Source organism: Streptomyces sp. NPDC050448 (genome assembly GCF_040655295.1).
Lineage (GTDB): Bacteria > Actinomycetota > Actinomycetes > Streptomycetales > Streptomycetaceae > Streptomyces.
In genome coordinates, this window is sequence record NZ_JBFAJR010000061.1 from 1 (window position 1) to 26,566 (window position 26,566).

Genomic DNA, 26,566 nt, shown 5'->3' on the forward strand with positions numbered 1-26,566 from the left:
ATCGGGGTGTTCCGCAGCGTGGAGCGGCCCGTCTACGACACCCTGATGGCCGACCAGCTCGACACCGCCGTCGACAACAAGGGCAAGGGCGACCTGGCCGAGATGCTGGCCGGGGGCGACACCTGGACCGTCGTCGGCTGACGCCGGCCCTCGCCGCGCTCATGGCCGCGCTCATGGCCGCGCTCATGGCCGCGGTCAGGGCCCGGCGGCTGCGGACACGAGTGGGGCGGCGTACGCCGACGCAGTGTCGGGGTACGCCGCCCTCGGGGCGGGTCGGGCTGCGCGAGGCAGTCCGCGCGCTCATGCCGCCTACTTCGGGTCGCGCTTGAACTGTGCCGTCGACCAGCGGTAGCCGAGTGCGATGAGGGCGATGGACCAGCCGAGGGCGAGCCAGCCGTTGTTGCCGATCTCGGTGCCGAGCAGCAGTCCGCGGAGGGTCTCGATGGCCGGCGTGAACGGCTGGTACTCGGCGATGGGCTGGAACCAGCCGGGCATCGAGTCGATCGGGGTGAACGCGCTGGAGATGAGGGGCAGGAGGATCAGCGGCATGGCGCTGTTGCTGGCGGCCTCGGCGTTGGGGCTGGCCATGCCCATCCCGACCGCGATCCAGGTGAGCGCCAGGGCGAAGAGCGCGATCAGACCGAACGCGGCGAGCCATTCCAGGACGCCGGCGTCCTTGGACCGGAAGCCGATGGCCACGGCGACGGCGCCGACGAGTACGACGCTGGCGATCGACTGCATCACGCTGCCGACGACGTGCCCGATGAGGACGGACCCGCGGTGGATGTTCATGGTGCGGAAGCGGGCGATGATGCCTTCGGACATGTCGGTGGAGACGGACACCGCGGCCCCGATGACGGTGGAGCCGACGGTCATCAGCAGGATGCCCGGGACGACGTAGGCGATGTATGCGGAGCGGTCTCCGCCGCCGCCGAGGCCTCCGCTCATCGCGCCGCCGAAGATGTAGACGAAGAGCAGCAGCAGCATGACCGGGGTGAGCAGCAGGTTCAGGGTGAGCGACGGGTAGCGGCGCGCGTGCAGGAGGTTGCGGCGCAGCATGGTGGAGGAGTCGCGTACGGCAAGGGAGAAGGAACTCATCGGACGGTCTCCTCGGACTGGTTCTTCTGGGCGGGGACGGTGCTGCCGGTCAGGGCGAAGAACACGTCGTCCAGGTCGGGCGTGTGGACGGTGAGTTCGTCGGCTTCGATGCGGACGGCATCGAGTCGGTCGAGGATGGTGCGCAGGTCACGCTGGCTGCCGTCGCTGGGGATCTGCAGGGAGAGGGCCTCGTCGTCGCGGGAGGCGTCGCTCAGGGCCGAGGCTGCGGACCGGTAGCCGGTCGGGTCGGTGAAGCGGAGCCGGACGTGTCCGCCGGGGATCAGCCGCTTGAGCTCCTCGGCGGTGCCCTGGGCGGCGATCTTGCCGTTGTTGAGCACGGCGATGCGGTCGGCGAGCTCGTCGGCCTCCTCCAGGTACTGGGTGGTGAGGAAGACGGTGACGCCGCCCGTGACGAGTTCGCGGATGATCTGCCACATGTTGTGGCGGCTGCGCGGGTCGAGGCCGGTGGTCGGCTCGTCGAGGAAGATGATCCGCGGGTTGCCGACCAGGGTCATGGCGATGTCGAGGCGGCGCTTCATGCCGCCGGAGTAGGTGGAGGCGGGCTTCTTCGCCGCCTCGACCAGGTCGAACCGCTCCAGCAGCTCGGCGGCGACCCGCCGTCCCTCGCTCTTGGACAGGTGGTGCAGGTCCGCCATGAGGAGCATGTTCTCCTCGCCCGTGATCAACCCGTCGACGGCGGAGAACTGTCCGGTGACGCCGATCGCGGCACGCACCGCCTGCGGGTCGGCGGCGAGGTCGTGGCCGCCGACGCGGATCTCACCGGTGCCGGGGTCGGCGGAGATGAGGGTGGAGAGGATCTTGACGGCGGTGGTCTTGCCGGCGCCGTTCGGGCCGAGCAGGGAGAAGATCGTTCCTTCGGGCACGTTCACGTCGACGCCGTCGAGCACGACCTTGTCGCCGTAGGACTTGCGCAGCCCGTTCGCCGCGATGGCCAGGTTGGTCATGAGAGGTGCTCCTTTAGAGGCTGCGGGCGGTGATGTCGCCGTAGGAGGTGGTCGCGCGGATGTTCAGGCCGGCGGCGGCGCCGTCGGTGTTCCGCAGTGCGTTCTGGATCCGGCCGTAGGCGGTGCCGGCGTCCAGGGAGGCGGAGACTCCGCGGGCGGCGCCGACCTGGATCTCGCCGGCCTCGGTGCGCAGTTCGACGGTGCCGCGCATGGCCTCGGCGATCCGGATGTCGCCCTTCTGGATGCTGATCTCGGCGGGGCCGCCCAGGCGGCCGACCGAGATGTCGCCGGCGAGGAGGGTGAGGCGGGCGTTCGCGGTCTCGTCGATCTTGACCGTGCCCTGGGCGCCTTCGAAGGTGACGTCGCCGAGCCGTCCGACGCCGCGGAACTCGGCGCTGGCGGTCTTCGCCTCGACGCGGGAGCCGGCGGGCAGCTGGACGGTCACCTCGAGGGACCCGGAGCTGCCGAGGATCCGGTTCTTCGCGGGTGCGGTTTCGATCCGCAGGACGCCGTCGCCGTATGCGACGGTGGTCTGCTCGGCCGCCTTCACGTCGCGGCTCTTCGAGGCGTTCGCGGGGAGGATCTCGACCGTGGTGGCGGCCCGGTCGGCGGCGATGAACCGGATGTGTCCCGCGGGGACGTCGAGGACGACCGAGATCGGGGCGGGGGTGTCGAACTTCTGCATCGTGCTCTCCTTCGAACCGTTGTTTTCGATGATGGAAACGCTACGTTGCATTCATGGATCCGGCAACAGGATCGTTGCGCACAATTGCCATCATCGCAGGTGAAAGCCCTGAAATCGTTGCAATGGTCTGGCGTCTAATGCAACAACCCCGCCCTGTGCGTTGCAATGGATTGAGAGTGAACGCTATAGTGGGAGACACCATGCACCACGAAGGGAGACCGCGATGCCGGGAGGCAGGCTCACCCAGCAGGAACGCCAGCGGATCGCGCTGGGACTGGCCGACGGCCTCGCCTACGCGGAGATCGCCAGAGGCCTCGACCGTCCCACGTCGACGATCACCCGCGAGGTGATGCGCAACGGCGGCCCCGCCGCCTACCGCGCCGACCTCGCCCACCGGGCCACCGAACAGCGCGCCCGCCGCCGCAGGCCGTCCGCGCCCCGGGGCCCGGGGACGTCCCCGCAGGCCCACGGGCGCGACGCCGAGGCGGTGCGCGAGTACGAGGAGACGTTCACCACCGTCCTCGTGCAATCGGGCACGCCCAAGATGATGGCCCAGGTCCTGGCCTGTCTCATCACCAGCGACACGGGCAGCCTCACCGCGTCCGAACTCGTCCAGCGCCTCCAGGTCAGCCCGGCGTCCATCTCCAAGGCGATCACGTTCCTCGAGAGCCAGGACCTCATCCGCCGGGAACGCGACGAACGCCGCCGCGAGCGCTACGTCGTCGACAATGACGTCTGGTACCAGTCGATGATGGCGAGTGCCCGCGGCACCGCCCAACTCGCCGAAACCGCACGGCAGGGCGTCGGCGTCCTCGGCTCCGACACCCCGGCCGCCAACCGCCTCGAGAACATCGCCCGCTTCCTCGACTTCGTCTCCGAGAGCATCACCCGCGCCGCGGACCAGGCCCGTGACGTCCTCCACACGAAGCCCGAAACGCCCTCGGACAGCACTGCCTGAGCCGCGGTCGGACCGCGGATGGAGCCCTCGCTGCGGTGAGGCCTGCGCCGGGCGCGGGACCGTGGCGCGGCCACTCGTGCGCGCCGCCGGCCGCGACACCTCACCGCACTGCCGGCCTCCAGCGGCCCCCACCCCGCGGTGTCGCCGTCACGTACGACCGGCGCACCGCGGGGACCTTCTGCTGCCGGGGGCCGGCGGGTTCCCGCCCCCGCCGCCCCTCGGAAATCCAGGATCCGTCCACTTCCACCGGAGCGCCGGTGGAGGCACGGCGTGAACGTCACGAAACCCCTTGCCCCGCAGGGATTTTGACGTGAGGATCCGGGGTGGTGACCGACGCCGACACGGCCGGATCAATGGGGTCCGGCGGCTCCGTTCCACCTGCAGGACCCGGCACCCGCGCTCGGACACGAGCGTCACGCGCAGTGGATGGGCGGGATCCACGGCCTGACCGCCCCTGTTATGCGGCCGCGCGCAACGGCGGTGCGGCCAAGGGGCCGACCGGCAAACACCTTCACCTACGGCTTGGAGCGGATGCTCGACGGCGCGGCAGCCCGGCTCGACCGCGTGCCCGTCGGGCGGCCCCACGTTCTTCCGGACGCTGTACGCGCTTGCGCACACCGTTCGCCATGAAATGCGCTGTTCGTCGAACGCACATCGTACGGCTGGATTTAGCTAAGAAACCGTCCGTGCGGTTTGTTATAGTGCTGGCGACCTGCTCGTCCTGCCGACCCCGACGGGAGTCCCTTCGCCGTGACTACGTTCCTCTACAAACTGGGCTGCTTCGCCTTCCGACGGCGGGGGTTGATGACCCTCCTCTGGGTGCTGGCCTTCGTCGGAGTCGGCTTCGCCGCCTCCACCGCAGCCCCCCCGCCGGCAGACACCTTCTCCATGCCCGGTACCGAATCCCAGAAGGCGTTCGACCTCCTTCGGGACAAGTTCCCCGCCGCCAGCGCCGAAGGCGCCAGCGCCCGCGTCGTCATCCGTGCACCCCAGGGCCAGAAGATCTCCGGCCCCGAGGCCAAGGCCAAGGTCGACGCCCTCGTCGCCGACCTCAAGAAGGCGCCCGGCGTCATCAGCGCCACGGACCCCTACCAGGCCAACGCCCTCAGCAAGGACGACACCACCGCCTACGCGGTCGTCACCTACAAGGACGCGGCGCCCAAGCTCGCCGACGAGGAGCACGACGGCCTCGACGCTGCCCTCGACAAGGGCCGCGGCAGCGGCCTCACCGTCGAAGCGGGCGGCGATGCCGTCAAGATCGAAGCCGCCATGGGCGGCGGCGAGCAGATCGGCATCCTGATCTCCGCGCTCGTCCTCCTGCTCACCTTCGGCTCGCTCATCGCCGCCGGCATGCCCCTGCTCACCGCGCTCATCGGCGTCGGCGTCGGCATCTCCGCCATCACCGCCCTGGGCTCCACCCTCGGGCTCTCCACCACCACCTCGACCCTGGCGATGATGATCGGCCTCGCCGTCGGCATCGACTACGCCCTCTTCATCATCTCGCGCTACCGCTCCGAGATCGCCGAAGGCCGCGAGCGCACCGAGGCCGCCGGACGCGCCGTCGGCACCGCCGGATCCGCCGTCGTCTTCGCGGGCCTGACCGTGATCATCGCCCTGGCCGGACTCTCGGTCATCAACATCCCCATGCTGACGAAGATGGGCCTGTCCGCCGCCGGAACGGTCGCCATCGCCGTCCTGCTCGCCGTCACCCTCGTCCCCGCCCTCCTCGGCTGGGCCCCGATCCGCGTGCTGCGCCGCCGCGACCGCAAGCAGTACACCGGCAAGCCGCTCTCCGCCCGCGAGGAGCGCAAGGCCGCCAAGCTCGCCGCCCGCACCAAGCCCAACCTCGGTTCCCGCTGGGCCGGTTACGTCCTGCGCCACCCCGTCGCCGTCCTCCTGGTCGGCGTCGTCGGCCTCGGCGCCATCGCCGTCCCCGCCGCCAGCCTGGAGCTCGGCCTGCCGGGCGAGGGCACCATGGCCCCGGAGACCACCCAGCGCAAGGCCTACGACATGCTGTCGGAGTCCTTCGGCCCCGGCTTCAACGGCCCCCTGATGATCACCGTCTCCGGCAAGGACGCCAAGGCCGCCGCCACCACGCTCGCCGCCGACCTCGCCCAGCAGAACGGCGTCGAATCCGTCTCCCCGGCCAGCCCCAACCAGGCCAACGACACCGCCATCATCAACGTCGTGCCGAAGACCGGTCCCACCGACGCCAAGACCGAGGACCTCGTCCACGAACTGCGCGGCCTCGCCTCCGGTGAAGCGGCCAAGACGGGCGCCACGGAGATCCTCGTGACCGGCCAGACGGCCATGTTCATCGACTTCTCCAAGACCCTCGACGACGCAATGCTGCCCTACCTGGCCCTCGTCGTCGGCCTCGCCTTCCTCCTCCTGATCCTGGTCTTCCGCTCCATCCTGGTCCCGCTCAAGGCAGCCCTCGGCTTCCTGCTCTCCGTCAGCGCCGCCCTCGGCGCGGTCGTCGCGATCTTCCAGTGGGGCTGGCTGCAGAGCGTCTTCCACGTCGACCAGCCCGGCCCGATCATGAGCACGATGCCGATCTTCATGATCGGCGTGGTCTTCGGCCTGGCGATGGACTACGAAGTCTTCCTGGTCTCGCGGATGCGCGAGGCGTACGCCCACGGAGCCACCCCCGGCGAGTCCGTGGTCACCGGCTTCAAGTACGGCGGCCGCGTCGTCTCCGCCGCGGCGATCATCATGACGAGCGTCTTCTCCGGCTTCATCCTGGAGGACAACGTCCTCGTGAAGATGATCGGCTTCGCCCTCGCCACCGCCGTTCTCTTCGACGCCTTCGTGGTCCGCATGGCCATAGTCCCCGCCCTTTTCGCCCTCCTCGGCAAGTCCGCCTGGTGGCTCCCGAAGTGGCTCGACAAGCTGCTCCCCAACGTCGACGTCGAAGGCGAAAAGCTCAACAAGCACCTGTCCGCCGCCGCTTCGCACGCCCCTTACCAGGACCGCGAGCACGAGTACGTCGGCTGACTCCCGTTCAGCCGAACAGAATGCCGGCCCGGTGGTCCCAGACCACCGGGCCCGCCCCGTTCCCGGGGGTCGGTCAGCCCGCGGCGCCGTCCAGGGCGCTGTCGGGGATCCAGGAGCCGTGGAGTCCGGCGCTCACCCGATGGGGCAGGTGGACGGTGGCGATGCGGTTGAGGCCGGAGGCGTCGAGGACCAGCAGCTGCGAGGCGTCCTGCTTGAGGTCGGAGACGACGGTCAGCAGATAGCCGTCGTCCTCGCACGTGGCACGGGCCGCGGGGACGAAGACCGCTTCGCCGGGCATGCGGGCGTCGCCGACCTGGTGGATGCGGCGGGCGCCGGTGGTGCGGTCGTACTTGACGACGCCGTAGCCGCCGAAGCCCTTCTCGTCGGGGAACGAGATGGCGTACTGGTAGCGGTTCTCGGCGCCCAGATAGTCCTCGTTGAGGGTCGGGAACTCCACCGCAAGGTCGTCGATGATCTGCTCGTCGACGGTACCGGCGGCCATGTCGACCACCCAGCGGCGGGTGTAGGAGCGGGAGACGGGCTCGCTGCCGCGCCCGGGAGCGCCGACCCACCAGTTCCAGGAGAGCCGGAAGCCCTCGCGGTCCACGGTGGGGCCTTCCACGACGATGCGGCCCTGGCCGTCCTCGTAGGCGTTGGAGACGTGGAGCATGTTGCCCGGTTCGATGGAGAACCATCGCATGTCCCGGGCGCCGTCGCTTCCGCGCGGCATGACACCGATGCGGGCGGGATGCCGGTCACTCCAGCTGTAGGGGATGCCGGAGTGTTCAGCCGGGTCGAAGGTGACGTTGCCCTCGACGAAGACCACGTGGCGGCGGGTGAGGGCGAAGTCGTGCTTGAGCGAGGCGGTCGCTCCCGGGACCTCGGCGCTGTGGACGATCCCGCCCTTGGCGTCGGCGACGTAGTACGTCAGGAACCGCGGGAAGGGCGAGGACCCGAAGAAGTGGAGCTCCCCGGTCACCGGGTCCTCCTTGGGGTGCGCGGTCATCGCGCTGCGCAGCTTGCCGTCGAAGTCGTGGGCGCCGACCGTTTCCAGCTCAGGGGTGAGCTCGAAGGGGAGGTTGGCCTCGCACAGGGCCAGGAGGCGTCCGGCGTGTTCGATGACGTGGGTGCCGGCGGCGCTGGCGGTCAGGTCGGGCCCGTGTTCGGTCATGTACGGGGCGCCGTCGAGAGCGGGGGTGTGCACCCAGCGGTTGCGGTACCACTCGGCGCGGCCTTCCCGCAGGCGGATGCCGTGGACCATGCCGCTGCCCTTGAACCAGTGGGTGGGGGTGACGCCGGGCTTGGGGTTGTGTCCGTTGCGGAGCAGCCGGCCGGTCAGCTCGGGGGGCAAGGAGCCCTCGACGGTCAGCCCGGTGGCGGTGATCTCCTCGGCGACGGGGGTGTAGTGGCCGGTCAGGTACGGCTTCGCGGTCGTCATGGCGGCAATCTCCTTCGTGGATGTGATGCTCGGTCAGGCAGCGTGTTCGGCACGGGCCTTGAGGTGGGAAAGCCAGTTCTCCAGGGAGTCGTGGAGGGCCTTGCCGAGGTCGCCGGCCGCAGCCTCGACCGGGGCGCCCGCCCCAGGACCCCTCGGTGCGGACGGTGGTGTGGCCGCCGTGTCCTGTCTGGGTGGGATGTGCCGGTGGTGCGGCTGCTCTATCGGTCCAGCCGGATCGGGGAGAGCCGCGAGGTCCGCGGATCGGAGGCCGGGTCGGAGGCCGGGTGGGTGGAGGCGGTGTCGGGAATCCGCGCCCCGGTGCGGCGGGTGAGGAACAGCGCGAGGAGGGCCGTGGCGGCCAGGACCGCCGCGGAGACCGTGAAGGCGGCCCGGTAGCCGGCGGTGAGGGCTTCCAGAGGGGGCTGACGGGTCGATGCGTGGGCGGTGACGGAGCCGGCCAGGGTGGCCAGGGCGGCGAGGCCGATCGCCCCGCCGACCTGCCGGGTGGTGTTCACCAGCCCGCCGGCAAGACCCGCGTCCTCCCGGGGGACGCCGTCCACAGCGAGCGTGGTGAGCTGGACGAAGGCGACGCTGAGGCCCAGGCCGACCAGGATGCTCGGGCCCAGGACGTCGGTGAGGTAGCTTCCGCCGGCGCTGATCCGTGACAGCCACAGCAGTCCGGCGGCTTCGGTCAGCAGGGCCGCGGTTAGGGTCGCGGTGGCACCGATGCGCCGGGAGATGCGCGGGGCGAGGCCGGCGCCGAGCATATGGGCCACTGCGAGGGGGAGTTGTCCCGCACCGGTGGCCAGGGGGCCCGATCCGAGGACCTGCTGCTGGTAGAGCGGCAGGAAGAAGAACAAGGCGATCCATACGGACCCCAGCAGGGCCATCAGCAGGTTGCCTGCGGCCACACGGCCGGTGGTGAGCAGCCGCAGCGGCATCAGCGCGTTCGGCCGGCGGCGCTCGATCACGCAGAAGGCCGCGAGCAGCACGGCGGCGGCGCCGAGGGCGCCCAGCACCCGGGCGTCGGTCCAGCCGCTGCCGCGCGCGGTGGTCAGGCCCCAGACCAGGCAGGTCAGGGCGAGGGTGACGGTGGCGGTGCCCAGCAGGTCGAACCGCCCGGCCTTCCGTCCGGCATCCCGTGGCACGAGCGCCGCCACGGCGGCCAGGACCAGCGCCGCTCCGAGCGCGACCGAGTGGAAGATCCAGGGCCAGCCCCATGCCTGGGTGAGCGCACCGCCCAGCAGGACGCCACCCGCCGCTCCCGCGCCGGAGACCGCTCCCCACACGCCCAGTGCCCTGCCGCGCCCGGGGCCGGACGGGAACCGGTCCACCGCCAGGGCGAGCGCGGCCGGGGCGATGGCGGCGGCGCCGAGGCCCTGAACGGTCCGGGCCGCGATCAGTACGCCGGAGGAGGTGGCCAGCCCCGCTGCCGACGAAGCCAGCGCGAACAGGGCGAGCCCGGCGATCAGCACCCGGCGGCGGCCGAAGAGGTCGGCAACCCGTCCGCCCGCCAGGAGCAGCGCCCCGAACGCCAGACCGTAGGCGTTGACCACCCAGGTGGTTCCGCTGTCCGAGAGGCCGGTCCCGGCACGGATCTGCGGGAGCGCCACATTGACGATCGAGGTGGCGAGCATGACGGTGAACTGGGCCGCGGCGAGCGCAGCGAGCACGGCTCCCGGCCCGGGGGCCCGGCGTGTCGTCCGGTCCGTCTGCGTGAGTGCAACGTTCATGGCGCACAGACTCGACGCGGACGGTGTCCACTATCGAGGCCCGACAGGGACGGGCACTGTCCATTCCTGTCCGCGCCCGTCCACCCGGTTCTGTCGAAGGCGTGCGTCCGCCGCCGCTACCGGGTGCCGTGCAGCTCCTGCTGCCACAGGGCTTCGCAGAGCAGGTCCAGGCCCTGACGCAGGTGGCGACGGTAGGTGCCGTACGGAAGGCCGAGGCGCCGGGCGGCGGCTTCCTGGGTGGGCGCACCGGAGAAGTAGCCCGCCGTCAGGGCCTCGCGGGCGCGCACTCCGCGCGGGTCACGGGCGAGGTCGTCGACGGCCTGGCGCAGCAGGGCGCGCAACTCCCCGACGGGATCACCGAAGTCAGCCGCGAGACGGGTGCGCATCAGGGCACAGGCGGCGAAGGCGTCCGCGTCGCGCCAGTGCGCCAACGCTTCACGCACCGCCTGGTCGAACGTGGTACGCGACACGGGCGACGGTCCGGACCGGACCGGCACGTCGGTGGCCGATATGAAGTGGAGAAGCCATGTCTCCACGGGCAGGTGACGCCAGTCGACGCCGAACAGCCCGTAGGTGTGCTCACCGACTCGCGGGCGCGCCCCGGTGTCGGTGAGGGTGCCCTTGACGCGCTCGGCCCAGGTCTCGGCGTCCCGGTACACGGCGAAGCCGTAGGCGCGACCGCGGGCGCGGGCTGCCTCCGCCTGGGCCCGGGAACTGCTCAGGTCGGTGACGCGCGAGGGAACCTGGTACCGCTCGGGGTAGACCGAGAATCGGCTTACGCCGATGTGCTCGCCGGGGCTCACCGGCGCGGTGGCATCGGTGTACTGCCACGCGGCGGCAACGACGGGATCGGTGGCCAGGTCCTGGGGGTCGGGAGGGGCCGGCAGAGCCAGCCGGGCCGTGAACGCCACGATCCGGCCCGTGCTCACGAGACGGTAGACGCTGAAGGCCTGCGGCTGGCGCTGCGCCCAGTAGCGGACCAGTTCCGCGGAGGCGGCCCCCTCGGTCTCCTCGGCCATGCGCAGCACGGCATCGATGTCATCCGGGTGCAGAGGACGGTCGTGCACCTCGTCCTCGCGGGACCAGGAGCACAGTCGGGCCAGGGTCTCGCCCTCCCGGAAGAGGTAGAAGAGCTCGTCGGTGACGGTCCACACCCGCTCCTCGGGCGCCTCGCGCAGTATGCGCAGGTATTCGTCCGCCAGGCGCCGGCGCATCGCCTCGAAGGCGTTGGGTGCCCGCCAGCGCAGGTCGGCGGCCAGCGTCTCGCGTGCGGCGTCGTGCGGGTGGAGCCCCCGGTGCGTGGACTCCATGAAGGGCAGGTCCCTCAGCCAGGAGAAGAGCAGATGGGCATCCTCCGCGGGCAGTACCGCGGCGAGCAGCTCCTCGGACGTCGAGTGAGCCTGTGCCGCCACCTCCAGGGCGCGGCGGTGGGCCGCCGTGGGCACCTCCCCGATCAGCCCCGCCAACAGGGTGCGCAGGACGTCCGCCGTGGGAGCCCAGATTTCCTGCCTGCCGCAGACCGTCGACCCCGCCGCGGCCGCGAGGGACAGGGCCAACGGGTTGCCTCCGGCGAAGCGGAGCACCCGGTCCCGTAGTTCGGGCCGGATCTGCGCCGCCACCAGCAGGCTCCGGGCCTGCTCCTCGGAGAACGGCTCCAGTTCGCTCACGTGCAGGAGCCGGGACCAGGCGGGGTCGGCGGTCCACTGCGGCTGCGGAGCGCGCCGGCCGGCCAGGACGACCAGGGTGTCGTCTGCGGCGCGGGGCAGGAAGTGGTGCCACAGCCAGCTCTCCAGCCACTGGCAGTGCTCGAAGGAGTCCACGAACAGGACCGTGCCCGGAACATCCAGGAAGGGGCGGGCAGCGTGCTCGAAATCGGCCGGGTCCCGGCTGACGAACCGGCCGTCGAGTTCGACGAGCGGCCGGTCGGCCGCACGGGCGTGGTCCGCCAGGCGCCGCAGCAGGGTCGACTTCCCGATGCCGCCCGGCCCGTACGCGTAGAACGCGAACGGCGCCTGCGGATCGCCGGCCAAAGCCTCCCCGAAGTACCCGAGTTCCTCGTCCCGGCCGATGAAGGCCCGTACCCGCGCTCTGCTCAGTCTTTCCCCCACGGACACCATGGCGGCTCCCGTCCCCCTTGTCGGTGTCGCATCCGGCACTTCGGAGGCCGGTTTCCGCCCCCGGGGCCGCTACTCCGTCGGAGATCCTAACGGAGGTGCCGGGCGTGCCGGCGGGTGAGAGGCGCGGGGCCGGCCGGGGCAGGTTCCACGCGCTGGCGGTAGTCGGGGGTGAAGTGCCGGTCGAGGGCTTCGGCGAGGCCGGGGCCCCGGGTTGAACAGCAGGTCGTCGATGGCTCGGGTGATGTCGGTCGGTGTCATCTTCGTCTGCGCCTGAGGAGAGTAGGGGTATACGCAGGTCCGGGCTCCTGGAGCCGCGGAGGACAGAGCTTGGCAGAGGCCGGGGGAGAGACGGCCGTCGGTCACGGCCGGCGCCGCCTCAGCGGACGGGGGTGAAGTCCAGCGACAGCGAGACAGGGCCTCGGGTGTACAGGCCGGCCTCCCGGTAGCGGAAGCCGGGGCTGTAGCGGACCTGGTCGAGCAGGGGCAGGAGCATCGCGGCGACGGTCTCGATCTCGGCGCGCGCGAAAGCCGCGCCGACGCACTGGTGGAGTCCGCTACCGAAGGACAGGTGCTGGGCCGCTGCCGTGAAGGAGCGGGCGGTGCCCAGGTCCGGGCGGTGGATGTCGAAGGCGTCCGGGGCGGTGAAGGCGTCGGGGTCGCGGTTGGCCGCGCCGATCATGCAGAAGACGGTGGCCCCTGCCGGGACAGTGGCGCCGGCGAACACGGCGCTCTCCCGTGCTTGGCGGGGAATGAGCAGGACGCCACCTCCACCTCTTGCGTCAGCGAGGGAGCAGGCAGGCAGACCCGCCCGGGCTGCAGGACGAGCGAACGACGCCACTGGTTCCGCCCAGCAGGCCCGCACCGGAACGTCCGAATATCGATCCCCCTCGGGGAACACAACCTGCCCTCCCGTCAGTTCATCGAACGGAACCGGGGCGAGCCTGCACGACTCGACCTCGACCGGAAGACCTTTGGCAAGGAGAGACCGTGCGCATACTCTTCACCGGACCGGCCGCGGCCGGCCACCTCTTCCCGATGATCCCGACCGCGCAGGCCCTGCGCGCCGCCGGCCACGAGGTGCTGTTCGCGAGCTCGCAGCCGCTGGACCGGCTCCGCGAGGCCGGTTTTCCGATCGTCGAGATCGGCGACGGCCGCACCATCCGGGACGTGTTCGAGCAGTCCTCCGGCGAGGAGGTGCGCTACGTCGCCCCCGACATGACCCAAGACCAGATTCTCGACAGGGCGGCCCGCGGCTTCGCGCTCGTCTCCCGCCCCACCGTGGACGGCCTGCTGGAGGCCGCCGACAACTGGGGCGCCGGCCTGCTGGTCTACGACTCCTTCCAGGCCTCGGCCCCGCTGGTCGCGGCCAAGCTCAAGATCCCGTCGGTGCTCCAGAACTTCGGCGTCTCCTCCGGCCTCGACATGGTCGGCCGGCTCGCCGCCAACTTCACCGAGGCGTACGAGGCGTACGGGGTGGCCGGCCCCGCCGAGCCCACCGCGCTGAACATCGTCCCCGCCTCGCTCGGCGGCGACCCGGGCGGCCTGCGGATGCGCTACCTCCCCTACAACGGCGGCGGCACCGTCCCCGCCGCGCTGCTCCGCCGCGGCACCCGCCCGCGCGTCGCCGTCACCCTGGGCACCGTGCTCACGGAGGTGGACGGCGTCCGCGCCATCGTCCGCCTGATCGAGGCCGCCGCCTCGGTGGACGCCGAGTTCCTGCTCGCCGTCGGCGACACCGACCTCACCCCGCTCGGCACCCTCCCGGACAACGTCCGCCCGCTGCCCTGGGTCCCGCTTGCCGAGCTGCTGACCGCCTCCGACGCGCTGATCCACCACGGCGGTTCCGGCACCCTGCTCACCGCCCTGCAGGCCGGGCTGCCCCAGCTCCTGCTTCCCCAGGGCGCCGACCACTTCACCAACGCCGACGCCCTCACCGCGACCGGCGCCGCCCTGCGCTCCGCCTCCGGTGACGTCGACGCCCCGCTCCTCACCCGCCTCATCACCGACCCGGCGCTGCGCGAGGCCGCCGCCCGCCTCCGGGAGGAGAACGCCGCCCTGCCGACCCCGGCCGAAACGGTCCCCGCCCTGGAGGCCCTGGCCGTCTCCTAGGGCACGGCACAGCCGCCGGTGGCGGGGCGCCCGTCGCCCCGCCACCGGCGCGCGCACCATCCCGAACGTGGTCGAACCGTCGGGACTGCCTGCCGCACCGATCGCTGACCACCTCGAACTCCTCGACGCGAGAACGAACGAGTCCGGCAAACGCCGTATCCCTGCTGCCGTATTCCCGGATCGGGAGTTCCGGGTGACCCGTGAGCTTTCCATGAGGATTCGTGAGGAATGCATCTGGGTGGCGGTACTGAATGCCCGTAACGTATTTCTCGTAACTGGCAGCGAAGTGGGAGGTAATTCCATGATCTCGACCGTCAAGACCAACGTCATCTGCGCCGTCGTGCACAACCGCGCCGTCGTCCACAACCGTGCCGTCGTGCACAACCGTGCGGTCGTCCACAACCGTTCGGTTGCCAAGTGAAGCTGACCTTCTGAGGTCCTTCGACCACGGTCCCGGGGTTCTCCCGGGACCGTGGCACTTTGCAGCAGGAGTCAGTTTCTATGGGGGCTGATATGTCGGCGGACGACACCGCTTTGGAAATCGTGGACGTTGAGATATACGACCTCGAGCAGGACCTGTGCTTTCTCGCGACTCCGAACGGTGGGCAGTTCTATATTTCCGCCCCCACATCCGAGTTCCGTGCATGGCTGGCGCGCTGCGACGGAACCAGGTCCCGCAGCGAACTGCTGGCGGGAATGGCCTCCGAATACGCCGAGGTGGTCGACGTCCTGCGGCACGACGGCTGCCTGCGTCCGGCCGGGGCCACCCCCGACCCCGAGCGGGCGGCGCGAGTGGCGCGCACCACGGTCCTCATCACCGGCGCGCCGGAGCTCACCGCCCCACTCGCCCACGCGCTCGGCACCACCGGCTACGCGCATGTCGGGCCGGCCCCCGAGGACCTGTCCGTCGTCGATGTCCGCGACACCGTGCTCGTCGCCGCCTTCTCGTACTCCGCCCACCGGGAACTGAGCCGTATCGACGAGCTGTGTGCCCGGTCCGGCCTGCGCTGGCTGCCGCTGCGCCACGAACGCGGCCGGGCCATCCTCGGTCCTGCCATCACCCCCGGTACCACGGCGGACTTCGCGGACGTGCTGGACCGCCGGCTCTGCGCGGCACACGACCCGCGGGTCGTCGAGGCCATGCGGGCTGCGCCGCAGCCGGACGGCCACCGGCTCCGCGACGGCGACGTCCGCTGGACATCCGCACAGCTCGGCACGTACCTGGAGCGCTGGGTCACGGGCGAGGCCACCGTCGGCGAGGTCGAGCTCGATCCGCGCCGGCTCGGCCGGACCGAGCGCACCGTACTGCCGGTTCCGACGCGGCCGCGGCCCGTGGTGCGCGGCGACGCCGAGGCGGACCTGCTCGTCGACGACCAGGTCGGCGTGGTGACCGGCGTTCAGGAGCTGGCCCCCTTGCCGGGCATGCCGGCGCGGCTGCGGGTGTGCGCGGTGGACGTCGCCGACATGCGGCGCGTCGCGGACTGGCCCAACGACCGGCAGGCGTTCGGCACGTCCTGGTCCGATTTCGACGCCGCCCGCCGCAGCGCCGTCGGCGAGGCGGTCGAACGCTACTGCGCCAGCCGGCTGCCCCAGGACCGGCTCCGCTACGGCAGCCACGCCCGGCTGCGCAGGGCCGGGGTGCCCGCGCTCGACCCGCGCCGGCTGCACCTGTATTCGCAGCGGCAGTACCGCAGCGAGGGCTTCCCCTTCGCGCCGCTGACCGCGGACGCGGAGTGCGCCTGGGTCGAGGGCCGCTCGTGGACGACCGGCGAGCCGGTGTGGGTGCCCGCCTTCCTGGTCGCCCACGGAGAGCACGACCCGGTGGCCTACTCCGATCCGCTGGTGGCCGGCGTGGCCTGCGGCGTGAGCGAGGAGCACGCCGTCACCTCGGGGCTCGAAGAGGTGATCGAGCGCGACACCACCATGCTGTGGTGGGCCAACGCCGCCCGCCTTCCCCGGCTGCCGATGCCCGACCTGATCCGCGAGCAGGTCGCGGACAGCCTGGACGCCTACGACATCACCCTGATCCCTCTGGACAACGAGTTCGGCGTCCCGGTGCTCGCTGCGGTCGTGCGCGACCGCGCCACCCGGTGGCTGACCATCGGCTTCGCCACCCGGCCCGACCCGCAGGAAGCGGCGATGAAGGCGCTCGCCGAGGGGTTCACCCTGCACCACACCTGCCACTACCTCGACAACGACAAAGCGCTGGCGGACGGCCTGGCGGACCTGCCGCACCTGGGCAACCTCAAGCCGTACCGCGCCGACCGGCGCTATCTCGACTCCTACCGCCCGGACTTCACCGACGTCCGGGACCTGTTGTGCCAGCAGCAGGTCCACCTCGACCCGCGGGCGGGGGAGCGGGTCGCACCCTGGGTCCAGGACCTGCCCACCCGCCCCTGGGACGGACTGCCCGCGCTCGCGCAGCGGAGCCTCGAGGCGTACCGCGAACGGGTCGAGGCCCGTGGCTTTGAAGTGATCAGTGTCGACCTGACGACCTGCGACGCCGAAGCGGCCGGGTTCACCGCCGCCCAAACGATCGTGCCCGGCCTCGTGTCGAACTTCCCCGCCGGCATGCCGATGTGGGGCGACGGCAGGATCGGCCGCGCGGGCGTCCGGCTCGGCTGGCGGTCGCACCCGTTGGCCGAGGAGGAGTTCAACGTCTTTCCACTACCCCATGCGTGAGGGATACCGATGGCTGTCATCGACACACTCGGCCTGCCGAACACCACGGGTCGCAAGCCTCTGATCGTCGCGCAGGTCGTCGATGCTCTGGGCACCGGGCTCTTCCTCCCGTTCGCCGTCGTGTACTTCCACGCCGCCAAGGGCATCACACTGACCACGGTCGGCCTGATGCTGTCCGTCGGCGCGCTGCTCTCGCTGCCCGCGGGCCCGCTGGCGGGCCCGCTGATCGACCGGTTCGGGCCGCGGCGCGTGCTGGTCGCGAGCAATCTGATCCGTGTACTGACCTTCACCGCCTACGTGTTCACCGACACCCCCTGGCAGCTGGTCGGGCTGGTCACGGTCACCCTGTGGGGCGACAGCCTGTTCCGGCCCGCGGTCTCCGCGCTGGTGGCGCAGGTGGCCGACGAGGGGCAGCGGGCGCGCTGGTACGCGATGGACCGGTCCCTGCGCAACGTCGGGATCGGCGCCGGCGGACTGGCGGGCAGCACGCTCGTCGGCTGGGGCGGCACCTCGGGCTACACCGCCGTGGTCGCGCTGAACGCCGTGTCGTTCCTCACCGCGGCCGGGCTGGTCGCGACCTGGCGCCGGACCGCCGTGCTGCCTCCCGCCGGCAGCGGCCCGGTCCCGGCCGGGGACGCTCCGGGGCGGCGGCGCGGCGGGTACCGGGAGGTACTCGCCGACCGGGCGTTTCTCGGCGTCCTGGCCACCGTCTGCGTGTTCGCGCTGTGCGACCTCGCGCTGACCGTGCTGCTGAGCGCCTACGTGATCGAGGCGCGCGGGTTGCCGGCGTGGCAGCCGGGGATGCTGTTCGCGATCAACACCGTCATGGTGATGCTGGCGCAGACCGCAGTGGCCCGGGCGGTCGAGCGGTACCGACGGCCCAGAGTGCTGCAGGTGGCGTCCGTCCTGTGGATGGTGTCCTTCGCGCTGTTCGCCGTGGTGCCCGGCGAGCACGTCGGGCTGGCCTTCGGCGGGCTCGTCCTGGGCATGGTCGTCTTCACGGTCGCGGAACTGCTCCAGGCCCCGACCAGCAGTGCGCTGACCGTGGCGATCGCCGCAGAGCATCTTCGCGGCCGGTACCTGGGGCTGGAGGAGCTGATGTGGGGCCTGGCCCGGGTGCTGGCGCCGATCGTGTTCACCTGGCTGCTGACACGGGGAGCGGGCCTGCCGTGGCTCGCGCTCTGCCTCTGCTGCCTCGCGGCGGTCGTGGTGCTGCACCGACTCCACCGCGTGCTGCCCGCACACGTCCAGCGGGAAACCGTCCGTGGCTGAGCGCGGGGCCGAGATCCGCCGCCCGGAGGAGTTCCGCGACGTCTACCACCGGGTCTACCACGAGCCGCCTTACCACGAGGACGCGGCGGCCGCAGACGGCTTCGCCCGACAGCTGGCCGGCCACGCGGCGCTGCCCGGCTTCTCCGTGACCACCGTCCTCGACGGCGGCGTGCTCAGCGGTTTCGCCTACGGCGTGCACCGCGAGGAGGGATGGTGGCATCCGCGCGCCGCCACGCCCGCGCCGCGGTGGCTGCGGCGGCCGCTGTTCTATGTCTACGAGCTCGCGGTCGTCAGCGAGTCGCGCGGCCGCGGGCACGGGCGGGAGCTGCTGGACCTGCTGCTGGCCGACCGCACCGAGCCGTTCGCCGTACTCGCCGCGTCGAGCAGGGCGTCGGCGCGCGAGCTGTACCGGCGGTGGGGCTGGACGAAGGTCGGCGAACTCACGGGGCCACCGCACGGTGTGGACCTCCTTGCGCTCCCTTTGACGCCGCTGCGGTGACCGGCGCCGCTCACCGGTGTCCCGGTGCGGCGTGCGCTACCTGACAGAGGCAGCGCAGTGTTCGACGCCCGAAGAGCGTCGCATGCAAGGGTGTCCGGTATGCCCACGACTCCCGGGCCGCGCCCGTCCCGCGGCCGGCCTCCCACGCCGTCCGCGGTCCGCCACGGCAACCGGATCACCCCCGCCTCACGGGGAACCGGCGCGAAGCCCGGCGCCTGCCGCCTGCACAAGTGCGGAGCCCACTACCTGCTGACCGTGCAGGGCCCTCCGTAGCCGTCCGTGCCGTCACCGGGCAGGCCCTTGCTGCGATCCCGCCGCTGGACACCGAGCTGGTACCAGCGCACCGCAGTTCCGTCACCCTGCACGGCGGCACACGAACGTTTCGTACCACACGCTGTCGCTGCATCGTCTCAATTGACAGGGGGAATCAAATGGGTGTCGATGTGATGGTTTACGATGATCTTGCTCTGTCGCGATATGCGCTCACGGCCCTGCTGGAACAGCATCCGGAGATCAGAGTCGTGGGAGCGGTGGACGACAGATATGCCGCACTCGAATGTGCCGAACTGAATCGACCCGATGTCGTCGTCATCAGCTTCGAAGGCAGGGACGAGGAAACGGTCGACATCGCCGAGAAGATCGCCATCCTCCCGAAGGTCCGCACGCTGTTGGTTGCCACCGCTTGTGTCCGATCGGTCCTGCGCAGGGCCTTCGCCGGGGAAATCGGCGGAATGGTGCGGCGCAGTGTCCCGCCGCAGCGCCTTTTCGAGGCCATCCACCTGGTGCACCAGGGGGAGCGGGCTTTCGACGCCGAGCTCGCGGTCGCGGCCGTGGCCAAGGGGGACTGCCTGCTGACACCCCGGCAGTTGTCCGTGCTCGAGCATCTCGACAGCGGTGCCACGATGGAGGAGATCGCCGTACGGCTGTCGCTGTCCGAAGGGACGGTGCGCAACTACATTTCATCCATCGTGGTGAACATGGGTGCACGCAATCGTATTGATGCGTTACGCCTGGCCCGGAATATGGAATGGATCTGATCCGAAGAGGGTCGGATTCCGAAGGCCAAGTGCAGCCTGTCGCCATGCAGAATGCATGGCGACGCATGCATGGTGAATCTGGTGCAGTGCAAACACCGACTGCTAATGTCCGTAACGCGCCCGCCGGGTATGCCACCGGCCGTCCTCGACCAGGAACGACCGGATATCCGGCACGGCGGCACGGAAACTGCAGACGCATCGGCACAAGGACGGCTCGCATGCCCAACTCCAGTATTCCCAGGGGCGGCCGGCTGCCCCGTCAGGTGGCCGACACCCATGTCGACGGCCTCGTCGAACTCGACCCGATCGCCGGCACCTTCCTCGGCGTCGCCAAGAGTTCCGGCCGGCTCCCCGACTTCTCGCCGGAGGGCCGGGAAGCGGTCGCCCAGCTGGCCCGTACGACCCTGCGGCAGCTCACTGCGGCAGAGGCCGCTCCCGGTGCGGACGACATAGCCGAGCGTCGCTGCGCCCGGCTGCTGCGTGAGCGGCTCACCGCCGAACTCGCGGTGCACGAGGCAGGCGAGGGCCTGCGTACGGTCAGCAACCTCGACTCACCTCTCCACCAGGTCCGCGATGTCCTCACGCTCACCCCCGCGGACACGGACGAGGACTGGGCGGCGATCGCGCAACGGCTGCGCGCCGTGCCGGACGCCCTGGCGGGCTACCGTGCCTCTCTGAACGCCGGCCTCGCACGCGGGCTGCCCGCAGGGCCGCGGCAGGTCTCAGCCGTCGTCGGCCAGTTGACCGAGTGGATCGGTACGGACCGGAGCTGGTTCGCGGAGTTCACCGACTCCGGTCCCGAGCGGCTGCGGGGCGAGCTCACCACGGCCGCCACAGTGGCCACCGGCGGCCTGGCGGAACTGCGCGACTGGCTCCGTGGCACCTATGCCCCGGCCGTCGAGGGCGCACCCGACGTCGTCGGCCGGGAGCGCTACGTCCGTCTCGCCCGTCACCACAACGGCGCCGATCTCGACCTGGACGAGGCCTATGCGTACGGCTGGGCCGAGTTCCACCGGCTGCTCGCCGAGATGCGCACCGAGGCCGAAAGGGTCTTGCCGGGCGCCGGTACCCCCTGGGATGCGCTGGCTTGGTGCGACCGGCACGGCGAGGCCGTCGAGGGGGTCGAGGAGACCCGGCAGTGGCTTCAGTCACTGATGGACGAAACCATCGACACGCTGGACGGCACCCACTTCGAACTGGCCGAGCGGGTACGCCGGGTCGAGTCGCGCATCGCCCCGCGAGGCAGTGCAGCCGCCCCCTACTACACCGAGCCGTCGCTGGACTTCTCCCGGCCCGGACGCACCTGGCTGCCGACGATGGGAGAGACCCGCTTCCCGGTCTACGACCTGGTCACCACCTGGTACCACGAGGGCGTACCCGGCCATCATCTCCAGCTGGCCCAGTGGGCGCACGTCGCCGACGACCTCTCCCGCTACCAGACCACCGTGGGCCTCGTGAACGCCAACGCCGAGGGCTGGGCGCTGTACGCCGAGCGTCTGATGGACGAGCTGGGCTTCCTCACCAACGCCGAGCGGCGGCTGGGCTATCTGGACGCGCAGATGATGCGGGCCATCCGCGTCGTCATCGACATCGGGATGCACCTGGAGCTGGAGATCCCGAAGGACTCCCCCTTCCACCCGGGAGAGCGCTGGACGCCGGGGCTGGCTCAGGAGTTCCTCGCCCGCCACACCAGCCGCCCGGCCGACTACGTCGAGAGCGAGGTCATCCGCTATCTGGGCATGGCGGGCCAGGCCGTCGGCTACAAGCTCGGCGAGCGGGTCTGGCTCACGGGCCGCGAGGCGGCCCGGGCCCGGCACGGCGCGGACTTCGACCTCAAGGCCTGGCACATGGCCGCCCTGTCACAGGGCTCGCTGGGCCTGGACGACCTACTGAGCGAGCTTTCAGCGCTTTGAGCCATGGGGCAGCTCAGAGCGACCTGCTCGCCCTGGTCCAGGACGTCGTCCATGACGCGATCTTCGCTGCTGGTTGCCGAGCACGCTCCCGTCACCTACGCCATGGCCCGAGCCCATGTCGCCACCCTGCGCGGGGCTCCGTCCGCCGGGCTGCCGCGGCCGCCGACGGTGCGGCAGGTGACCGGCTGGCTCACCCGTCATCCCACCGCCCTGACCGAGGAGGACCGCGCCAGCCTGAAAGACGTTCTGACCCGCTGCCCCGAACTGGAAACGGCTGCCGGACACGTCCGCGACTTCGGCGAGATACTCAGCGGCCGCATCGGCAGCACGCTCCCTGCCTGGATCGACGCAGTCGACGCCAGCCAACTGCCCGGTCTCACCGGCTTCGCACTCCACCTGCTCCGGGACCTCGACGCCGTGACAGCCGGGCTCACCCTGGACTGGAGCTCCGGCAGCATCGAGGGCGCCGTCAACCGCATCAAGAAGATCAAGAGACAGCTCTACGGCCGGGCTGGCTTCCACCTGCTCCGGAAGATGATCATGCTCCAGTAGCCCCGCAATACTCCCTTGCTGATGCGGGTTCGGCGGGCTAGAACGTCGTGTGATCAATTTTGTGTGCGCCGCCTGTGCCCAACCTCTGACCAGGGCTGTGCAGGTCTCCGAGACACTGGTCAGGCCCGAGTTCGACGGGCGGATCGGACCCGACGGGTATCGCCGGGCCCCGGCCACCATGAATGAGGGGTTTTACGCCCTGGAGCCCGAGCCATGGGGCGCCCCATTTCTGCCCACGGACGAATGCGTCGCAGTGTTTCCCGGGGGGCCGGCTGTTGGCGATCCCGACGGAGACGGGTTCCTCACTTCCGCAGGCCCCCGAGACACGATCGTTCTCCATCCCGACGACGCCCCAGGCCTGTTGCCCGACCTTGAAGGGGACCACCCAGGCTGCTGCGGGTTGCATGGCCGGGGCGGACTGAATCGACTGTGCCCATGCGGCGCTGCGGTGGGAACCGAGATCAGCGAGTGCAACACCGCTTACGAACTCCATCTTGACCCAGCACGGGTCCATGCACGGGATGCCACCACCGCCTGATCCCCCAAGATCTGTGCCAGAACCGAGTTTCGACGTCACCGGGTACGTGCCAGGTCAGCATCGGGAGTGCTCATGGTGAAAGGCACTGGTCATGCCGCAGATGCCGAAGGTCGAGCTGTACGCCGCGATCGGGCGCGACCACCGCGACGGCATGAAGCTGCGGGAAATCGCACGCTCGGTCTGGCCGGAGCCGAGGAAGAAGCTCCCGCCGCGCGCGACTGCTCGGGCAGCGCCGTACGAGCGCGAGTGGGTACACGGACGTATCCCCGGCAGTTGGATGCCGCGGAGTGATCCATCTTCCCGTCTACCGCACCAGGACCGGCCCCGATCGGGGCGCGGTCAGGGGGCGTAGCCAGGCGATGTCATGACTCTCTGGTAGAGGACGGTGCGGGATCGACGGGTGCGTTGTACGAGTCCGGTCCGGTGGAGGATCTGTAGATGGTAGGAGACGGTCGCAGGACTGAGGCGAACGCGCTGGGCGAGCTCTCCGGTCGTGCGGGGTTGGGCAAGTTCGGCCAGTAGCCTCGTGCGCGTTGGACCGATCAGTTCCTCGCCGCGCGCGGTTGGGAGACAGTCGTTTGGCCCGACTGGGTAAACGATCAACGGCAGGCGGGGGGCCGGCGCGCCCGGGGGCTCGGCACCGCAGAAGGTCGCCCGTCCCGCGAAGACGCTCGGTACGAGGATCGCGGCATCGGCGTCGAGATTCAGCGCGGGCAGACCGGGGGTCGCCAGGCGGACTTCCAGAGCCCCGTCGTCCCACTCCAGATCGGGTGCTAGTTGGTTGACGGCTTCTGCGATGCCTTGCTGGGCGATCACGGTGGCGCGGGCGGCGACGTCACCTTCCAATCGTGCCCGTATGCCGGGCCAGTGAGGCGCGAGGGCGGTATGCCAGAACTGCTCCAGCTCCACCGCAACGCGCTGTGCCACGTATTCCTCGCCCCGTTCCATGGCATCGAGGAGCAGCCGGGGCGGCCTGTCGGCTGCGGTCTGCCCCCATGAGTGGCCGCCGATGGCTGCGGTGAGCTCGTAGCGGATCCGCTCCTGGGGCGTGGTGGCGACGTGATGCAGGGCGTCGTCCAGGGGCATCTGGAAGCTGGACGGTTCCGGCCGAAGGAAGTCGGGAGCGTAACCGCGTGGGCCCCCGCCCGCGACGACGGCGAGCAACCCTAACCGCCGCGCTGACAGGGCCTGCATGGCCGCGGCCTGCCACACGGGGCCGAGTTGATGGGGCGAGCGCGCAAGGGAGAACAGCAGGTCTTTGGCGATGTCGAGCGGGGTCATGGCGAACCTGACCCTGCCCAGCCCCTGCTTGCCGAGGTTGATCCGGATCACGAGCCGCCCCCGCATCGAGATTGTCTTCGAAAGAAATCGAATCATTCGACGGCGGACGTGTCATCGGAGTTCCCTGGATCCCGTGCCTGACGCCACGGGCGGGCCGGCCCGAGTTCAGCCTGGATCCACCGGTTGATGAACGGGCGCCCCGCACCGGCATTCCATGTCCCACTACCTACGAGGGAGTCACATGAAGCTCGTGAAGGCAGCACTGACCTCTGCTGCCGTCGTCGCGGCCACGCTGGGCGTCACCACCTCCGCGCACGCGGCGACGCAGCACTGCAACAGCAACGGCAACTTCTCCGTCTGCGCCACCGCCACCTGGTACCGGTATGTGGGCGACACCTACGCCTCGGTCACTCTGTCCTCCAGCCACTACACCGACTACCGGTGGACGATCATCCCCTCCAGCGGCAACGCGCAGACCGGCCTCTTCTACCCCGGTCAGACCGCTGGGGCCGGCTTCGACGGCAGGGTGAACGTCACGGTGTGCGTCAAGGAAGCGACGCTCGGCACCGTCTGCGTGGGCCCGTTCTCCCCGGACACCAGCAACGCCGGCTGATCGAGTGCCCGCAGCGGCATGCCTCCCCGGCGCGGTGGGGTGACAGCCCGGTCTTCTCCACGGTGATGGCGACCCGACCCGGGATCGAGTCGGCGCGGGACCTCGGATAGTCGAGCGATGGCGTCAGCGAGCCGTCGGGCCTCGCCGGGACGGTGGGTCCGGCGCTGGTACCCGGTGTCGAAGGCCGGCCCTCGACAAGCGCGGGGGCCGGCCTTCGTCGTGCTCAGTGCGCCGCGCGCACCGCCGAGACCAGTCCGCCGGTGCCCTCGTCCTGCTGCGACGGGGTGAGCACCGGACGGCCGTAGGCCTCGGCGCGCTCACGCAGGGTGAAGGTCTCCGCCTCCCAGCCGAGGCCGTCCAGCCAGCCGACCGGGTCCTCCGGCATCTCCGAGACCCACATCGACGCTGGCGATCCCGGAGCGGCGTCCCCGCGGAAGCGTTCGACCACACCGCGCGCGCCCAGTGTCAGGCCCATCCTGCTGCCTGCAGCGGACAGCGCGCCTACCCGTTCGAGCAGCGACTGCACCGCGTCCTCGGGCAGATAGATCAGCAGTCCCTCGGCGATCCACACCGTCGGCTGCGCCGGATCGTGCCCGGCCGCGGCCAGGGCGCCGGGCCAGTCCTCGCGCAGGTCGACCGGGACGGTGATCCGCTCGCAGCGCGCAACGGCCCGCTCCTGACGCAGCACCGAGGCCTTGAAGCCCAGCGGTTCGGCCGTGTCGACCTCGAACAGCCGGGTCCCCGCAGGCCAGTCCATCCGGAAGGCCCTGCTGTCCATCCCGGCTCCGAGCAGCACGACCTGCCGGACGCCGGACGCGACCGCCCGGTCCAGCAGGTCGTCCAGGAACTTCGTCCGGATGACGATCGAGAAGGCCACACCGAGCCAGCGGCGCCGCGCCGCCTCGTCCGCGCGCGGGGGCGGCGGCGCCCCGGGGCCTCTCCCGCCGGCCGTGGCGAAGGCCAGCGCCAGCGGGTCGCGGAACAGCGGCTGCTCGCGTGCCGTCTCCATCGCCCTCACCCGGGCCACGCCCACGGCTGTGGCCCACACCCCGGACGGCTCGACCCGTCCCGCCGCATCAGTCATGCGTTCAGCCTAGGCCGCCGGGGCGTCACACCGGCGCGGTGGGAAACAGCGCTCCGGGGACAGGTCCAGCCTGGCGACGACGTCCTTGGGCGGGGTGTAGTCCGGTTCGTTGTGGCCGATCAGCCGTCCGCCGGTCACCAGATGCGCAGCGAAGCCGTGGAACGCCTCGGTACGGTTCGGTCAGCCCGCGCCGCCGGGCGCCCGCTTGTCGTAGCGCGTGGCAACGGCTCCACTCCGACCAGCACGGCGAACGTGGATGACGCCCGAGCACCAACCGATCACGGGCGGATCCGGTACAGCACACACCGGCGCAATGGCCCTTCGGGCACGCTCGGGTCGTCGAAGTCGTCAGAAGGATCACGGGTCATGCCGAGTCGGCGCATCACCGCCTGGGAACGAATGTTGGTGACGGTCGTCGACGCAACGATTTCGGGCAGCCCGAGGGCCTCGAAACCGAAGGCCAAGCCCGCCTGGGCGGCCTCGGTGGCGTACCCGTGTCCCCACGCCGAGCGGGCCAGCCGCCAGCCGACATCCACCCCCGTGAACGGCAGGCTCCCATCCACCTCGTCCAAGCCGACGCGGCCGATGAACGCGCCGGACTCCAGCGTCTCCACCGCCCACCACCCGTAACCCCGCTCGTCGAACTCGGCCTGCATGAGCGCCACCGAGGCATCGCTCTGCTTCGGCGTCAGCAAGTCCCCCAGGTACTCCCGGACCTCGGGATCGGCGTTCATCGCCGCCCACGGTTCGAGGTCCGATTCCCGCCACCGGCGGAGCAGCAGGCGGTCGGTACGCAGTTCAAGCATGCCGCCAAACTAGCGGGATCGAGATCAGAGAGTCGATCGATGGAACCGTGGCCGGCGCCGAGATTCCCGGGCAGTCGGACCTCCCCGCTCTCTCAGCTTGACGTTTAACGTTGCTGGGCTTGGTGTTCCTTGATCGACTCGGCACGTTTGACTGTCTTGCCGACGTTGTGGTGCCTGGCCCGGTGCTTG

Annotated in this window: 20 protein-coding genes and 2 pseudogenes; 12 read left to right on the forward strand and 10 right to left on the reverse strand. The window is 70.7% G+C overall.

The annotated features are described in order from the left end of the window. Window positions 1-141, forward strand: a pseudogene (locus AB0I68_RS36860) (2-oxoacid:ferredoxin oxidoreductase subunit beta); the annotation flags it as partial. 168 nt (window positions 142-309) lie between these two features. Here AB0I68_RS36860 and AB0I68_RS36865 read toward each other — a convergent pair. Genes AB0I68_RS36865 through AB0I68_RS36875 form a run of 3 tightly spaced genes read right to left on the reverse strand, consistent with a single transcriptional unit; the run spans window position 310 to window position 2,748 of the window. After that, entirely contained in the window at window positions 310-1,098 is a 789-nt protein-coding gene (locus tag AB0I68_RS36865) for an ABC transporter permease (RefSeq protein WP_363181779.1), read from the reverse strand. Beyond that, a complete protein-coding gene (locus tag AB0I68_RS36870) occupies window positions 1,095-2,063 on the reverse strand; it encodes an ATP-binding cassette domain-containing protein (protein WP_363181780.1) in 969 nt (322 codons plus the stop codon). Before AB0I68_RS36870 ends, AB0I68_RS36865 begins: the two co-directional genes overlap by 4 nt. Window positions 2,064-2,076: 13 nt before the next feature. Continuing rightward, window positions 2,077-2,748: a DUF4097 family beta strand repeat-containing protein gene (locus AB0I68_RS36875; protein ID WP_363181781.1), complete on the reverse strand. Its 672-nt coding sequence runs from the start codon at window positions 2,746-2,748 to the stop codon at window positions 2,077-2,079. Between the two features lie 223 nt (window positions 2,749-2,971). Here AB0I68_RS36875 and AB0I68_RS36880 point away from each other — a divergent pair, with 223 nt between their 5' ends. Both AB0I68_RS36880 and AB0I68_RS36885 read left to right on the forward strand, forming a co-directional pair. Further along, the gene (locus AB0I68_RS36880) at window positions 2,972-3,706 is read left to right on the forward strand and encodes a helix-turn-helix domain-containing protein (protein WP_363181782.1); all 735 of its coding nucleotides are present in this window, start codon (window positions 2,972-2,974) and stop codon (window positions 3,704-3,706) included. Window positions 3,707-4,456: 750 nt separating this feature from the next. Next, the gene (locus AB0I68_RS36885; RefSeq protein ID WP_363181783.1) at window positions 4,457-6,703 is read left to right on the forward strand and encodes an MMPL family transporter; all 2,247 of its coding nucleotides are present in this window, start codon (window positions 4,457-4,459) and stop codon (window positions 6,701-6,703) included. Between the two features lie 73 nt (window positions 6,704-6,776). On the opposite strand, the gene AB0I68_RS36890 is transcribed toward AB0I68_RS36885, so the two are convergent. The 4 genes from AB0I68_RS36890 to AB0I68_RS36905 form a co-directional block, all read right to left on the reverse strand. Continuing rightward, the gene (locus tag AB0I68_RS36890) at window positions 6,777-8,141 is read right to left on the reverse strand and encodes a carotenoid oxygenase family protein (protein WP_363181784.1); all 1,365 of its coding nucleotides are present in this window, start codon (window positions 8,139-8,141) and stop codon (window positions 6,777-6,779) included. A 218-nt stretch (window positions 8,142-8,359) separates the two neighbouring features. After that, window positions 8,360-9,874, reverse strand: a complete 1,515-nt coding sequence (locus AB0I68_RS36895; RefSeq protein WP_363181785.1) for an MFS transporter — start codon at window positions 9,872-9,874, stop codon at window positions 8,360-8,362. A 116-nt stretch (window positions 9,875-9,990) separates the two neighbouring features. After that, window positions 9,991-11,991, reverse strand: coding sequence for an ATP-binding protein (locus AB0I68_RS36900; protein WP_363181786.1), 2,001 nt, complete (start codon window positions 11,989-11,991; stop codon window positions 9,991-9,993). Window positions 11,992-12,367: 376 nt separating this feature from the next. Further along, window positions 12,368-12,889, reverse strand: coding sequence for a cytochrome P450 (locus tag AB0I68_RS36905; protein WP_363181787.1), 522 nt, complete (start codon window positions 12,887-12,889; stop codon window positions 12,368-12,370). Window positions 12,890-12,978: 89 nt separating this feature from the next. Here AB0I68_RS36905 and AB0I68_RS36910 point away from each other — a divergent pair, with 89 nt between their 5' ends. The 8 genes and pseudogenes from AB0I68_RS36910 to AB0I68_RS36945 form a co-directional block, all read left to right on the forward strand. Beyond that, the gene (locus AB0I68_RS36910) at window positions 12,979-14,100 is read left to right on the forward strand and encodes a nucleotide disphospho-sugar-binding domain-containing protein (RefSeq protein WP_363181789.1); all 1,122 of its coding nucleotides are present in this window, start codon (window positions 12,979-12,981) and stop codon (window positions 14,098-14,100) included. Between the two features lie 67 nt (window positions 14,101-14,167). Further along, on the forward strand, window positions 14,168-14,521 hold the full coding sequence (locus AB0I68_RS36915; protein ID WP_363181790.1) for a hypothetical protein: 354 nt from the start codon (window positions 14,168-14,170) through the stop codon (window positions 14,519-14,521). 122 nt (window positions 14,522-14,643) lie between these two features. Beyond that, window positions 14,644-16,782, forward strand: coding sequence for a YcaO-like family protein (locus tag AB0I68_RS36920; RefSeq protein ID WP_363181791.1), 2,139 nt, complete (start codon window positions 14,644-14,646; stop codon window positions 16,780-16,782). A gap of 9 nt (window positions 16,783-16,791) precedes the next feature. Beyond that, window positions 16,792-18,054, forward strand: coding sequence for an MFS transporter (locus tag AB0I68_RS36925; RefSeq protein ID WP_363181792.1), 1,263 nt, complete (start codon window positions 16,792-16,794; stop codon window positions 18,052-18,054). Beyond that, window positions 18,047-18,553, forward strand: a complete 507-nt coding sequence (locus tag AB0I68_RS36930; protein ID WP_363181793.1) for a GNAT family N-acetyltransferase — start codon at window positions 18,047-18,049, stop codon at window positions 18,551-18,553. Before AB0I68_RS36925 ends, AB0I68_RS36930 begins: the two co-directional genes overlap by 8 nt. Window positions 18,554-18,984: 431 nt before the next feature. After that, window positions 18,985-19,590, forward strand: a complete 606-nt coding sequence (locus tag AB0I68_RS36935; protein ID WP_363181794.1) for a response regulator transcription factor — start codon at window positions 18,985-18,987, stop codon at window positions 19,588-19,590. Window positions 19,591-19,808: 218 nt separating this feature from the next. Beyond that, window positions 19,809-21,503, forward strand: coding sequence for a DUF885 domain-containing protein (locus tag AB0I68_RS36940; protein ID WP_363181795.1), 1,695 nt, complete (start codon window positions 19,809-19,811; stop codon window positions 21,501-21,503). 78 nt (window positions 21,504-21,581) lie between these two features. Further along, a pseudogene (locus AB0I68_RS36945) lies at window positions 21,582-22,055 on the forward strand (transposase); the annotation flags it as partial. Window positions 22,056-22,932: 877 nt separating this feature from the next. Here AB0I68_RS36945 and AB0I68_RS36950 read toward each other — a convergent pair. Beyond that, the gene (locus tag AB0I68_RS36950; protein WP_363181796.1) at window positions 22,933-23,925 is read right to left on the reverse strand and encodes a winged helix-turn-helix domain-containing protein; all 993 of its coding nucleotides are present in this window, start codon (window positions 23,923-23,925) and stop codon (window positions 22,933-22,935) included. Between the two features lie 190 nt (window positions 23,926-24,115). On the opposite strand from AB0I68_RS36950, the gene AB0I68_RS36955 reads away from it, so the two are divergent. Beyond that, window positions 24,116-24,487: a hypothetical protein gene (locus AB0I68_RS36955; RefSeq protein ID WP_363181797.1), complete on the forward strand. Its 372-nt coding sequence runs from the start codon at window positions 24,116-24,118 to the stop codon at window positions 24,485-24,487. Between the two features lie 223 nt (window positions 24,488-24,710). Here AB0I68_RS36955 and AB0I68_RS36960 read toward each other — a convergent pair whose 3' ends face one another. Together AB0I68_RS36960 and AB0I68_RS36965 are read right to left on the reverse strand one after the other, a co-directional pair. Further along, window positions 24,711-25,571, reverse strand: coding sequence for a class I SAM-dependent methyltransferase (locus tag AB0I68_RS36960; protein WP_363181799.1), 861 nt, complete (start codon window positions 25,569-25,571; stop codon window positions 24,711-24,713). A 278-nt stretch (window positions 25,572-25,849) separates the two neighbouring features. Then, window positions 25,850-26,377, reverse strand: coding sequence for a GNAT family N-acetyltransferase (locus tag AB0I68_RS36965; protein ID WP_363181800.1), 528 nt, complete (start codon window positions 26,375-26,377; stop codon window positions 25,850-25,852). Window positions 26,378-26,566: the final 189 nt, after the last annotated feature.